At 41.3% G+C, this 13,323-nt stretch carries 9 protein-coding genes; 4 read left to right on the top strand and 5 right to left on the bottom strand.

The features are described from left to right. Positions 1 to 9 precede the first annotated feature (9 nt). Both rpmF and yceD read right to left on the bottom strand, forming a co-directional pair. On the bottom strand, positions 10 to 180 hold the full coding sequence (rpmF, locus tag ACWU4D_RS08235; protein WP_456050925.1) for a 50S ribosomal protein L32: 171 nt from the start codon (positions 178 to 180) through the stop codon (positions 10 to 12). A 39-nt stretch (positions 181 to 219) separates the two neighbouring features. Next, the gene (gene yceD, locus ACWU4D_RS08230; protein WP_456050924.1) at positions 220 to 741 is read right to left on the bottom strand and encodes a 23S rRNA accumulation protein YceD; all 522 of its coding nucleotides are present in this window, start codon (positions 739 to 741) and stop codon (positions 220 to 222) included. A 144-nt stretch (positions 742 to 885) separates the two neighbouring features. On the opposite strand from yceD, the gene ACWU4D_RS08225 reads away from it, so the two are divergent. Next, the gene (locus ACWU4D_RS08225) at positions 886 to 1,467 is read left to right on the top strand and encodes a Maf family protein (RefSeq protein ID WP_456050923.1); all 582 of its coding nucleotides are present in this window, start codon (positions 886 to 888) and stop codon (positions 1,465 to 1,467) included. A 53-nt stretch (positions 1,468 to 1,520) separates the two neighbouring features. Here ACWU4D_RS08225 and rluC read toward each other — a convergent pair whose 3' ends face one another. Next, positions 1,521 to 2,474, bottom strand: a complete 954-nt coding sequence (gene rluC / locus ACWU4D_RS08220) for a 23S rRNA pseudouridine(955/2504/2580) synthase RluC (RefSeq protein WP_456050922.1) — start codon at positions 2,472 to 2,474, stop codon at positions 1,521 to 1,523. Between the two features lie 574 nt (positions 2,475 to 3,048). Here rluC and rne point away from each other — a divergent pair. Then, positions 3,049 to 6,018, top strand: a complete 2,970-nt coding sequence (gene rne / locus ACWU4D_RS08215) for a ribonuclease E (RefSeq protein ID WP_456050921.1) — start codon at positions 3,049 to 3,051, stop codon at positions 6,016 to 6,018. A gap of 229 nt (positions 6,019 to 6,247) precedes the next feature. Then, positions 6,248 to 7,807 (top strand): SulP family inorganic anion transporter, encoded by a 1,560-nt coding sequence (locus tag ACWU4D_RS08210; RefSeq protein ID WP_456050920.1) that lies wholly within the window; start codon positions 6,248 to 6,250, stop codon positions 7,805 to 7,807. Between the two features lie 356 nt (positions 7,808 to 8,163). Here the strand turns inward: ACWU4D_RS08210 and adhE are convergent, their stop codons facing one another. Next, positions 8,164 to 10,857 (bottom strand): bifunctional acetaldehyde-CoA/alcohol dehydrogenase, encoded by a 2,694-nt coding sequence (adhE, locus tag ACWU4D_RS08205; protein WP_456050919.1) that lies wholly within the window; start codon positions 10,855 to 10,857, stop codon positions 8,164 to 8,166. A gap of 666 nt (positions 10,858 to 11,523) precedes the next feature. On the opposite strand from adhE, the gene ACWU4D_RS08200 reads away from it, so the two are divergent. Then, positions 11,524 to 12,384: an ion transporter gene (locus tag ACWU4D_RS08200; RefSeq protein WP_456050918.1), complete on the top strand. Its 861-nt coding sequence runs from the start codon at positions 11,524 to 11,526 to the stop codon at positions 12,382 to 12,384. 42 nt (positions 12,385 to 12,426) lie between these two features. Here ACWU4D_RS08200 and ypfJ read toward each other — a convergent pair whose 3' ends face one another. Then, positions 12,427 to 13,311: a KPN_02809 family neutral zinc metallopeptidase gene (ypfJ, locus tag ACWU4D_RS08195; RefSeq protein ID WP_456050917.1), complete on the bottom strand. Its 885-nt coding sequence runs from the start codon at positions 13,309 to 13,311 to the stop codon at positions 12,427 to 12,429. Positions 13,312 to 13,323 lie beyond the last annotated feature (12 nt).

Genomic DNA, 13,323 nt, shown 5'->3' with positions numbered 1-13,323 from the left:
AGGTTAACCTTACTTTTCGATAACCTTTTTACCACGGTAGTAACCTTCCGCAGTCATGTTGTGACGTAGGTGAGTTTCACCTGAAGTCGCGTCTACAGAAAGAGCTGCTGTAGTTAACGCATCGTGTGAACGACGCATGCCACGCTTAGAACGTGTTTTACGGTTTTTTTGTACGGCCATTGACCCTACTCCTATAAGTATTAATGCTTAACGATGTAACTAACGCTTTAAGCTTTTTAAAACATCAAATGGATTTGGCTTGTCTTCCTCGACATCGTCTGGAAGTTCCCCGAAAACCATATTGTCTGAATTAACGCTACAATCCGCTTCATCATGCATTGCTATTTGGGGTAATCCCAAGATGAACTCGTCTTCAACTAATTGTATAAGGTCTAATTCACCGTACTCGTTCAGATCTACCAAATCGTACTCTTCCGGTGTTTCCTCTTCACTATTATCCTTATCAGGAGTATAGATGAAGCTGACTTCACAACTATGTGCGAAAACCTCATTACAACGTTGACACTCCAAGTCGACATCGATGTTAGCTTTACCAGAGATAACAACAAGTCGCTGCTCATCCATCCCAAATTTCAAAGAGACTTCTGCGTCGCGTTTTACGTCTTCGACAGATTCCAATAAACGTTTCAAAAGACTGGCTTGAATTATACCTTCATAATCAAGGCGCTTTTGAGCAGCTTTCGCTGGATCTACCGTTCGCGGTATTTTTACCTTTTGCATAGGGCGCGAATATTATCTTCCAAATCAAATTTAGTCAAAGAAAAAGGGAAAAAAGTTAGTTTTTTTTCCTTTTCCACCAAGCTGTGTTTTACTGGTGACGATTATATTTAACTTCGACTAATTAGACGACCTTTTTCTACTATTATGAAATCATTCCAACTCGTTCTTGCTTCAACTTCTCCGTATCGGAAATCGATCTTAGAAAAACTTGATATTCCGTTTGTATGCACCAACCCCATTTGCGATGAAACACCTTACTCAGGTGAAGATGCTTCTGATCTCGTTGCACGACTCGCGGCAAAAAAGGCACAGAGTTGTGTCGTCGAAACACCCAGCCTAATTATTGGTTCAGACCAAGTGTGTGTCGTTGATGGACAAATTATTGGAAAGCCTCACACCACAGAAAACGCAATTGCGCAGCTAAAGTCACAGCAAGGCAAAATCGTGAGTTTTTATACTGGCCTTGCACTGTTCAATTCGCTTACTGGAACAACGGACATTGAAGTTGAACGTTTCGATGTGCATTTTCGTTCACTCTCACATCAAGCCATCGTTAACTATGTTGAAAAAGAACAGCCTCTAAATTGCGCTGGTAGTTTTAAAAGTGAAGGGTTAGGCATAGCATTGTTCGAACGTTTAGAGGGCAAAGACCCGAATAGCTTAATTGGATTGCCGTTAATTACATTAATAGACATGCTACAAAAACAAGGATGGCAAGTTCTCTAACTTCACCACCCTTAATTTATAGTAACGATACGTCAATCGATATCAAGAACCCGCTACTTTTCTCGACGTAACCCCGAGAGGACTTTTTCAAGCTTATTATCGAGAGGCGCGTTAATCTCCATTTTTTCATCACTACCAGGATGAATAAAGCGAATATTCGCCGCATGTAAAAATAGTCGGTGTAAACCGAATTGTGAGGTGTAAGCGTCAAAGCGTTGATCACCATAACGGTCGTCCCACGCAATAGGATGACCATTATACTGACAATGAACTCGAATTTGATGAGTTCGTCCAGTAATTGGACTGGCTTGAACGAGAGTTGCTTGAGAAAACCCTTCTATTACTTTGTAGCGGGTTTCAGAAAGCTTACCCTTCGGGTTTACACGTACAATACTATTTACGTCATTCTTCAATAAAGGAGCATTTACAACTTTATTGCTAGGTGACCAGTTACCCATAACCAAAGCAAAGTAGTATTTCTGGACTGTCTTCTCTCGAAATTGCGCTTGAAGGTGGCGTAACGCTGAGCGTTTTTTCGCGATCAATAGAATTCCTGAGGTATCTCTATCAATACGATGAACTAATTCTAAAAATCGGGCTTGTGGGCGTAATGCTCGTAACGCTTCAATCGCACCAAATTTTAAACCACTGCCACCATGAACTGCGATACCTGACGGTTTATTCAATACCAGAATATGCTCATCTTCATGCAGAATACAGGATTCCAATTGGGCTACTTTTTGCAATTTTGGATTCAAAGCAGCAGTAGATACATCATTAGATTGTTCAATTGTTACGGGTGGAATGCGAACCATATCCCCTGCTTGAAGTTTATATTCAGGCTTGATTCGCTTTTTATTAACTCTCACTTCACCTTTACGTACTATCCGATAAACGACACTTTTTGGGATCGTCTTTAACTGATTGAGTAAGAAGTTATCAATACGTTGACCAGCCATATCATCATCGATATCGACAAACCGAACTTCTGTTTTTATTTGAGTCATAATGTGCTACTAAATTAGAGTGTGGTCGAATATTCAGGGAAAGTGAAAATCCTTAACCACTGATGCTGAAGTGAACGCAATAATACCCAGATTTGCTCAAGGAATCATCTCATCATTTCTTAGAAAAACACCCATTAGGCGTAGAATTCTGGCCAAGAGCTTTATTATTCGTTATATAACCCGTTAAAACAAGGCTAATTCCATAAAGCTGATTGCCCAATCCCCTGTCCACTGCTATAGTTCATAATTGTAATAAAGGGTGTGATGTTATTTGTTCGTCCACTTCGTTTTTTACAAAAATATTGAGTAGGCAGGCGCGTTCTATATGCAGCAAACGGCATAAGACATATTAGAAAGCGAGTTTTCTTGTTGCTCTACTCAACATCTCTTCATGCCGAGTAATCTCCGTTACATTACGGGTCACAGAGAAATCCTTTGTGGTAACTGGTGTGTCCAAATAGTGCATCCCTCCAGCCGAGAGGCTGTAAATAATAGCCATGGGATCTGACACCATGAAGAGAATAAAAAGCAACGAGAATAATAATCAAAACAAAGAAATATAACGAGATTTTAAATGAAAAGAATGCTAATAAACGCAACTCAAAAAGAAGAGATGCGTGTCGCGCTGGTCGATGGCCAGCGCCTTTTCGATTTGGACATCGAAAGCCCAGGACATGAGTCCAAAAAAGCCAATATTTATAAAGGCCGAATTACTCGTGTTGAACCTAGTTTAGAAGCCGCATTTATTGATTATGGTGCTGAACGTCACGGATTCCTTCCTCTAAAAGAAGTTGCCAAAGAATATTTTCCTGCAGGATATACCTACCAAGGTCGACCAAGTATTAAAGAAGTACTTCGTGAAGGCCAAGAAGTTATTGTTCAAGTAGAAAAAGAAGAACGCGGCAGCAAAGGCGCGGCTTTAACAACGTTTATCTCCCTTGCAGGCAGTTATTTGGTTCTAATGCCAAATAATCCCCGCGCAGGTGGAATCTCTCGTCGTATCGAAGGTGATGAGCGTACTGAACTAAAAGAGGCTCTTAGCTCTCTCAAACTTCCACAAGGAATGGGCTTAATTGTTCGTACTGCCGGTGTTGGTAAGTCAGCTGAAGAACTCGAATGGGATTTAAGTGTTTTATTAAATCACTGGGGCGCAATTAAAGGTGCTTCTGATTCCAACTCTGCCCCATTTTTAATACACCAGGAAAGCAATGTAATTGTACGTGCAATTCGTGATTACCTACGTCGCGACATTGGTGAAATCCTTATTGATAGCACAACGATTTATGAACGCGCTCTTGAGCATATTCGTTTGGTTCGACCTGACTTTGTTAGTCGTGTTAAAAAATACGATGGTGAAGTTCCGCTATTCAGCCATTACCAAATTGAAAGCCAAATAGAATCGGCTTTCCAACGTGAAGTGCGTTTACCTTCTGGTGGCTCGATCGTTATTGATCCAACAGAAGCCCTAACCTCCATCGATATCAACTCTGCTCGTGCTACAAAGGGCGGCGATATTGAAGAAACCGCTTATAACACTAACTTGGAAGCTGCCGATGAAATTGCTCGTCAACTTCGTCTACGTGACTTAGGTGGCTTAGTAGTAATCGACTTTATCGACATGACTCCAGTTCGTCACCAACGTGCTGTTGAAAGTCGCTTACGTGAAGCGGTTCGCCTTGACCGAGCTCGAATTCAAATAGGCCGAATTTCACGTTTCGGATTATTAGAAATGTCTCGCCAGCGTCTGAGCCCATCGCTCGCCGAAGCGAGTCACCACATCTGCCCACGCTGTACAGGTACTGGTGTAGTTCGAGATAATGAATCACTGGCACTTTCTGTCCTTAGACTCATTGAAGAAGAAGCCTTAAAAGACAATACGACTCAAGTCTTAGCAGTTGTTCCGGTTCCAATTTCATCTTACTTATTGAATGAAAAACGCCGCTCTATAAATCACATTGAACGGGCTCAAGAAGTCAATATCATTGTTGTACCTAACGCTGATATGGAAACGCCTCATTTTGAAGTTATTCGCATTCGAGAAGGCGAAGAGCAAGAAATGTTGTCGTATCTAGTACCTAAGAAACTCGACAGTTTACGTGAAGCTGAGAGCAAAGATGTGGTTGAGGTTGATATTAAGCCGCGTCGTATTGAAGAGCCGGTATTAAAAGGGTTTGCATCATCAAACGCAGCACCTTCACCTGCTGAAAAACCAGCCGCGGCTCCATCAAGCTCAAGTACCGAAGATAAGCCTTCGATATTTAGTATGATATCGGGCGCATTTGCAGCGCTAGGTGCTCTCATTGCTGGTTCGACAGGCAACAAAGAGCCTGCTAAGCAAGAAGAAAACAAATCTCAGGAATCCAAAAATTCCTATCAGAAAAATAACAAGTCACGAGACCGTCGTCGCAATAAACCTCAAAAAGACAATCGCAGTGCTAGCTCTGTGAATGACTCGTCGACACCAAAGAATGACTCTGAAGAAAATCAACGTCAAGATAATGGTAATACTCGCAGACGTACTCGCAAACCACGCCAAGAACGTAATACCAAGACAAGCGTAGATAAGAATCAGAAAGTTGCTCAAGAGGGACAAAAAGTCGCTCAAGAAGCTCAGCAAGAAACGACGTCTAAGCCGAAGCAACAGAATCGTGACAAGACCAATACGGTAAAAGAGCGTCGTCAACGCCGTAAATTAACCAAGCAAATTCGAACCAAAGATACTTCTGAAGTAGATGAAAGCTTAGCTCCAATCACCGCACCAGGAAGCATCGCAGCTGAAGCTGTATCACAAATTGTAGCTCAAGAAATGAGTGAAAATAGTGATGCAATTGAACAAACTGCAGATAATGGAAATACAGACGGTAACGCAAATAAGCAGCGTCGTAATCGTCGTTCTCCTCGCCACCTTCGTGCCAATGGTCAACGTCGTCGTCGTGGACGCGAGCGTGCTCCAAACCCATTTAGACTTCGAAAAGGCGGTGTTGCCTCGCCAGAAATGGCAATGGGTAAAGTGATGCCAAGTTATGGATTAACGGTTAAGACTTCTAAACCAAAAGTTGAAGACTCAACAGCTGTTGCTCTGTCTGAGACGCCAGTATTAGATATCGCTTCTAATATTGGTGGCGTTGCATGCCCTGAAATGGCAATGGGTAAAGTGATTATCTCATCAAGGAAAGAAGCAGTAGCTCCAATTGTTGAAGAAACGGTCGTTGTCGAAGCTAAAACTGAACCAACGGTCGAAACTAAAGCCGAACCAGCGATCGAAACTGTTGTCACTAACGTTGATTCTGAAATTACGTCAGAACATGCTGAACCAGTACAAGTAACGCCTGCGGATGAAACTTTATTATCTGGGCTAACAAATACTGTGAAAGGCAAAGCAAGTGCAGCAATGACAAAAGCTCCGGCTTCTTCAACTGAATTAGCAGAAATAACCATTGTGGCCGCTCCAATTAAGGAAGAACGCTACACACCACTTGGAGCTGGTAGCCAGACGGCCACCAACAAAGCAAGTGCAGGAATGACTAAACCTCAAGCGTTCTAAGCTAAAGGGGTTTAAGTTATATTAATAAGAGCAACCTTAGGGTTGCTCTTATTTTGTACTAAAATAATATAAGAACTGAGTGATTATTGAACTACATCACACTTTTCTGTAGCATTTCTATCTTACGCCCACTTACCTAATTACACATTCACCTATTCTTTATTTTACAAAGGTGTCTCAAATTAAGTTTGCGTCGGCAATTACACTCACTTAACTATTTGAAATAATCATGGCAGATAACTCTATAACTTCACAACAATCAATTAAAAACGATGTCCTCTCGGGCCTCACGGTAGCACTTGCGCTAGTGCCTGAAGCAGTTGCATTTGCATTCGTTGCTGGTGTTGACCCGATGGTAGGGTTATATGCCGCATTTATCGTTGGGCTAATTACCTCCGTTTTCGGCGGTCGCCCAGGCATGATATCTGGCGCGACAGGTGCCATGGCTGTTGTCATGGTTGCTCTTGTTGCCGAACATGGCGTTCAATACCTATTTGCCGCTATTTTATTCGCTGGATTACTCCAAATTTCAGCGGGTATTTTTCGCCTAGGTAAGTTTATTCGCATGGTACCTCATCCTGTAATGATTGGATTTGTAAATGGATTAGCCATTGTTATTTTCCTTGCGCAACTTGGTCAGTTCAAAGTCCCTGACGCATCGGGTACATCGTTTGAATGGCTTGCGACTGGCGATATGGTATTAATGTTGGGCTTAGTATTGCTCACAATGGCGATCATTCATTTTCTTCCAAGGTTTACTTCTGCTATCCCTTCTTCACTCGCTGCGATAGCGACAGTGACACTAATAGTTCATTTATTTGGGTTGGAAACTCGTACTGTGGTTGACTTCTTACGTACGATGTCAGGGGATGCATCTGCAACTCTTGCTGGCGATCTTCCAAGCTTTTCTATTCCAATGGTGCCATTCAATTTAGAAACCTTAATCATCATCCTACCTTATGCTGTTATTTTGGCGGCAATTGGTCTTATCGAATCACTGCTTACTTTAACGGTACTTGATGAAATGACCAATACACGAGGGCGTGCTAACAAAGAGTGTGTCGGTCAAGGACTTGCTAACGTGACTTGTTCATTCTTTGGCGCAATGGGTGGTTGTGCAATGATTGGTCAATCGATGATCAACATTAACTCCGGTGGACGCGGACGACTCTCAGGAATCGTTGCTGCCTTGATGTTACTGTTCTTTATCCTATTTGCCTCATCTCTTATCGAAATGATTCCATTAGCGGCACTTGTCGGTGTTATGTTTATGGTTGTAATTGGTACGTTTGAATGGGCAACCTTTAAGCTTGCTCGCCGCGTTCCAAAGAAAGACTTCTTTGTCATCGTTTTAGTTACCGTTGTAACAGTATTTACCGACCTCGCCATTGCCGTTGCGGTAGGTGTTATTACTTCTGCTCTTATGTTTGCATGGGATCATGCCAAACACATCTATGCGACCAGCAAAAATAATGAAGATGGTTCAAAAGAATATGTCATCCATGGTCCAATTTTCTTTGGTTCAACCGCAAACTTTCTTGAATTGTTTAACGCCAAAGATGACCCGAAAGAAGTCATTGTCGATTTTGGGCAATCACGCGTTGCCGATCACTCTGCAATCGAGGCAATCGAAACCCTAGCAGAGCGTTATTCCGTGTTAGGTAAAACGCTTCATCTACGTCATTTAAGCCCAGATTGCCGCAAGCTACTCAATAAAGCGGGCAGCCTTGTGGAAATCAATGTTAAAGAAGATCCATCTTATAAAGTGGCAACAGATGTTCTTGCCTAAATAAGTGATTTTCTTTGAGCTACATTAGAGCCAATTCTAAAAGCCTAGAGTATTATGCTCTGGGCTTTTTCTTACCTTGATTCTTCCGCCCTAGTACCTTAGAGTCACGCTTTTTTGTTACGCTCAAAAAGAACCAATATTCAAATACTATCCTCTTTTATATATTGGTACCTGACGCATTACAAACACCACTCAATTCAACTCAACTCAACTCAAACCATTCGTTAAAACCAACCATGACATCACAACCTTTTGGCTCATGTTTCCTATTAGATAACTAAGTAGCAAAGACATAAAAAAACCCCAACCAATGGCTGGGGTTTTTAACTAAGAATTACTTATAAAGCTATTAATTATTAAGCGTTCGCTTTATCTTTTTTAGTAGCTGGTTTTGCCACTTGGTCTGCTTTTTTCTTAATAACAGTTGTACCTTCGTAAGTTTCACCTTCAACGTATGGTGCGCCATGGTAAGAATCAATCAGAACTTCTCTAAGTTCAGAGATTAATGGGTAACGTGGGTTAGCACCAGTACATTGGTCATCAAATGCATCAACAGAGATTGCGTCAACTTGAGCCATAAAGTCAGCTTCAGATACGCCAGCTTCTTTGATAGACATTGGAATATCTAGGTCTTTCTTCAACTCATCCAACCATGCAAGTAAACGTTCAATTTTCTGTGCAGTATTGTCACCAGCTTGTGACAAACCTAAATGGTCAGCTACTTCAGCATAACGACGACGCGCTTGTGGGCGATCGTACTGAGAAAATGCAGTTTGCTTAGTTGGATTGTCATTCGCGTTATAACGAACAGTGTTAGAGATAAGTAATGCGTTAGCAAGACCGTGTGGTAAGTGGAATGCGTTACCAATTTTATGTGCCATTGAGTGACACACTCCTAGGAATGCGTTCGCAAATGCAATACCGGCGATCGTTGCAGCATTGTGTACTTTCTCACGTGCGATTGGGTCATTTGCACCATTCGCATAGCTTGAAGGTAAGTATTCTTTAAGCATCTTAAGTGCTTGCAGAGCTTGACCATCAGAGTATTCGTTCGCAAGAACTGAAACGTAAGCTTCTAGAGCGTGAGTTACGGCATCATAACCACCAAACGCGGTTAGAGACTTAGGCATATTCATTACTAAGTTCGCGTCAACGATAGCCATCTGTGGAGTTAGTTCGTAGTCCGCAAGTGGGTACTTAGCACCTGTTTTATCGTCAGTAACAACAGCGAAAGGCGTTACTTCTGAACCAGTACCAGATGTTGTAGTGATACATACAAGTTCTGCTTTCTCACCCATTTTAGGGAATTTGAAGATACGTTTACGGATATCCATAAAGCGCATTGCTAATTCTTCAAATGCTGTTTCTGGGTGCTCGTACATTACCCACATGATCTTAGCAGCATCCATTGGTGAACCACCACCTAGAGCAAGAATTACGTCAGGTTGGAAGCTCTGCATTTGAGCAGCACCTTTCTCAACAACTGACAACGTTGGATCCGCTTCTACGTCGAAGAATGTTTGAACTTCGATACCTTGTGCTTTTAGTAAATCAACGATTTCATCTGCGTAACCATTATTAAATAGGAAACGGTCAGTAACTAGGAATGCACGTTTCTTACCTTCTAGGTCGCTAAGTGCGATTGGAAGGCTACCACGGCGGAAGTAAATTGATTTAGGGAGTTTGTGCCACAACATATTTTCAGCTCGCTTCGCTACAGTTTTCTTGTTGATTAGGTGTTTAGGACCTACGTTCTCTGAGATAGAGTTACCACCCCATGAACCACAACCAAGAGTAAGTGAAGGTGCAACGTTAAAGTTATAAAGGTCACCGATACCACCGTGAGTGGTTGGGATGTTTACAAGAATACGAGCTGTTTTTAGTTTATCGCCGAAGTACTTGATACGGTCAGCATTAACATCTTGGTTAGTATAAAGGCCAGATGTATGTCCAATACCACCGATTTCGACCATTGTTACCGCTTGAGCCACAGCGTCTTCAAAACTGTCAGCACGGAACATACCAAGACATGGTGATAGTTTCTCATGAGCAAATTCGTCATCATAAGAAACTTTACCAAGGCCTTCACCAACAAGAATCTTAGTATCTTCAGGAACGGTAACACCCGCCATTTCAGCGATAGCGCAAGCTGGCTGACCAACGATCTTCGCATTTAGTGCACCGTCGATAAGAATCGTTTTACGAACTTTGTTAGCTTCAGCTTTGCTTAATACATACGCTTTATGAGAAGCAAAACGCTCTTTAACTTCGTCATACACTTCATCCATTACGATGACAGCCTGCTCAGAAGCACAAACTACGCCGTTATCGAATGTTTTAGACATAAGAACAGAAGCAACTGCACGTTTAACGTCAGCAGTGTCATCGATAACAACAGGAACGTTACCCGCACCAACACCGATAGCTGGCTTACCAGAAGAGTATGCGGCTTTAACCATGCCTGGGCCACCAGTTGCAAGGATAAGTGCGATACCATCGTGCTTCATAAGAGCATTTGAAAGCTCAACTGAAGGCTGATCAATCCAGCCGATAATATCTTTAGGTGCACCTGCCGCAACTGCTGCATCTAAAACAAGTTTAGCAGCGTCATTGGTTGAGTTTTTCGCACGTGGGTGTGGAGAAAAGATAATACCGTTACGAGTTTTAAGAGAAATAAGAGACTTAAAGATCGCAGTTGAAGTTGGGTTAGTCGTTGGAACGATACCACAGATGATACCAACAGGCTCAGCAATGGTCATTGTGCCCATGCTTTCATCTTCTTCTAAAACACCACAAGTCTTTTCATCTTTGTATTTGTTGTAGATAAATTCTGAAGCAAAGTGGTTTTTGATTACTTTATCTTCAATGATACCCATGCCAGATTCCGCTACCGCTTGTTGTGCTAGAGGAATACGAGCTTGGTTAGCAGCTAAAGAAGCTGCACGAAAGATTTTATCAACTTGTTCTTGTGAAAAAGTTGAAAACTCTTTTTGTGCCGCTTGTACGCGAGCTACGAGTGCATCAAGTTCAGCCAAATTTGTTACAGGCATATTGAATCTCCTAAATTAAAAAACATTAAAAACTTTTTATTAAGTAGTCAGTTTTCGGTCTTGGGAGAAAACGTAGAGTTAAGCCCAAATTTAAAAAATCTAACTTAGTAAATAGCTTTCACGGATGAGTATAGTCGTTCGATTTATGAAAACATTGATTCAGATCACTTCTGCAAAACTAATTAATCACAGCGAAAATTGATCTAAAAACAGGATTAATAATTATAATATTTTCAATAACTTGGAAATAATCATACAAAATTATAAATAAAATTAATTTTGACCTGTAAAATAAATAACGTAAAAGCACTCAATATACGCAGCAACCTACTGTTATTTATATAGAATAGAGTAAAAATAAAACCCAGACACAAGAAAAATCAGGCTGTCCATCCTATAATCAGCAGATCAACAGCCTAAAAAAAGAATCAAAAAGTGACCAGTTAATTTATCTCAAAAAAAAAGTGTATATTAGAGCTTTCAGTTATACAACTAGCGCCCATGCAGCATAAGTCAGACAGTGGTGCTCATATTTCCTATTTATACAGTATAAAAATTAGGATTTGATAATTTATAAACAGAATAATTAAATTGTTTTGATGATAAACTGAAGGCGAGAAAGGAAGTTATGTCGCTCATAGAGAGCGAGAAAAGTAGAGGCGTGCTTTGGACAATTCAAATAAGAAACATAATTTACGTGAACAACTCTATATCATCATTTTTGGCACTCATACTCGTGCTGGTAAGATGTTCGATCTATGTTTAATCGCTACAATTATCGCATCTCTCATTGTCCTAGTGTTGGAATCGATACCTGATATTAACCAAGATTGGCATGACACACTTCGCTACTTTGAATACCTTTTTACTGGATTGTTTACAATAGAATATATTGCTCGTCTCTACTGTTCTCCGAGGCCGGCATCCTATGCGAAAAGCTTTTATGGGATTATCGATTTCATTGCAATCTTGCCAACTTATCTCTCTCTCATCTTTCCGTCGGCCTATTTTATTAGCGTGATTCGCTTACTCCGAGTTCTTAGAATTTTTCGCATATTAAAACTGGTTCGCTATTTACAAGACTCCAATATCCTTCTCCGCTCACTATTGGCGTCACGACGAAAAATTTTTGTATTTTTTACCGCCGTGCTCGTTTTAGTCACTATTTTTGGTGCGCTTATTTATGTGGTCGAAGGGCCTGAGCATGGTTTTACCAGTATTCCGAAAAGTATTTATTGGGCTATTGTTACCATCACCACTGTTGGGTATGGCGACTTGGTTCCGCAAACAGCATTAGGACAAATATTAGCTTCCTTAACGATGCTTTTGGGGTATTCAATTATTGCTGTACCGACGGGAATTATAACTGCAGAGTTAAGCGGAGAAATGAATGCTCATAAACAGTTAGTCAAATGCCCTAACTGCTCGTTGAGTGGTCATGATACTGATGCTATGCACTGCAAACATTGTGGAAGTGAATTAGCCGATCCCGATAAACGAGTGGTCCCGGTAATGAGAGATCACTGATATCAAATTGGCATCGGAGAATTCGCTTTAGTTCTCAGCCAACTAAAAGGTATCGCAAACCTTTAGTTGGCCACTTTCAAAACCTTTTTTAAACCAAGCCATTCGCTGTGCAGAGGTTCCGTGAGTAAAGGCATCAGGAACAACATAGCCTTGTATTTTTTTCTGCAGCGTATCATCGCCAATAGCACTGGCCGCATTTAGTGCTTCGTCAATATCACCCTCTTCCAATGAGTTAAAATCGTTTTTGCTGTAATAAGCCCAAAGCCCTGCATAGCAATCGGCCTGTAATTCGACTTTGACTTGAAGTGCATTATCTTGAGTTTCTGAAAGGCTTTGCTTAGCATTTTGTACGTCTGATAGTGTACCGACCAAGTTTTGGACATGATGACCGATTTCATGTGCAATTACGTAGGCCTGAGCAAAATCTCCAGGAGCATCATGGCGGTTTGCTAACTCATCAAAAAATGACAAATCCAAATAGACTTTTTGATCTGCCGGACAATAAAACGGACCGGTTTGCGAAGACGCATAGCCACAACCACTATTTACCGCATTGCGGAACAATACTAACTTTGGCTCGGTGTAAACTGCTTCATGTTGAGCAAATATCTTCGTCCAGATATCTTCTGTTTGAGCCAATACTGCACTAACGAACTGGGCATTGGTATCATCTTGCTGTGAATGACTCACACTCGCTTGAGTATTGGTTGAAGTTGTAACTCCCAATAGAGACATTGGATTAAACCCGAGAAAATAGGCAATGCCGCCAATCACTAAAATAATACGACCAATTTTAGTGCCAATGAGTATTCGAATAACCGGAAGTAGCATTCCCATACTTCCACGACGGGCTCCACTGATACCAACAGCAGAACTGTTTCGTCTATCCTCGATATTCGAACTTCTTCTATTCCCTTTCCATCTCATACTATTACCTTA

This window comes from Vibrio phycocola, assembly GCF_053850235.1.
This window is presented reverse-complemented; position numbering and strand designations above follow the sequence as displayed.

Excerpts from the sequence above, each read along its gene's own strand:
- rluC (WP_456050922.1), bottom strand. The coding sequence starts at position 2,474 with ATGACTCAAATAAAAACAGAAGTTCGGTTTGTCGATATCGATGATGAT.
- ypfJ (WP_456050917.1), bottom strand. The coding sequence starts at position 13,311 with ATGAGATGGAAAGGGAATAGAAGAAGTTCGAATATCGAGGATAGACGA.
- rne (WP_456050921.1), top strand. The coding sequence starts at position 3,049 with ATGAAAAGAATGCTAATAAACGCAACTCAAAAAGAAGAGATGCGTGTC.
- ACWU4D_RS08225 (WP_456050923.1), top strand. The coding sequence starts at position 886 with ATGAAATCATTCCAACTCGTTCTTGCTTCAACTTCTCCGTATCGGAAA.
- yceD (WP_456050924.1), bottom strand. The coding sequence starts at position 741 with ATGCAAAAGGTAAAAATACCGCGAACGGTAGATCCAGCGAAAGCTGCT.
- rpmF (WP_456050925.1), bottom strand. The coding sequence starts at position 180 with ATGGCCGTACAAAAAAACCGTAAAACACGTTCTAAGCGTGGCATGCGT.
- adhE (WP_456050919.1), bottom strand. The coding sequence starts at position 10,857 with ATGCCTGTAACAAATTTGGCTGAACTTGATGCACTCGTAGCTCGCGTA.
- ACWU4D_RS08210 (WP_456050920.1), top strand. The coding sequence starts at position 6,248 with ATGGCAGATAACTCTATAACTTCACAACAATCAATTAAAAACGATGTC.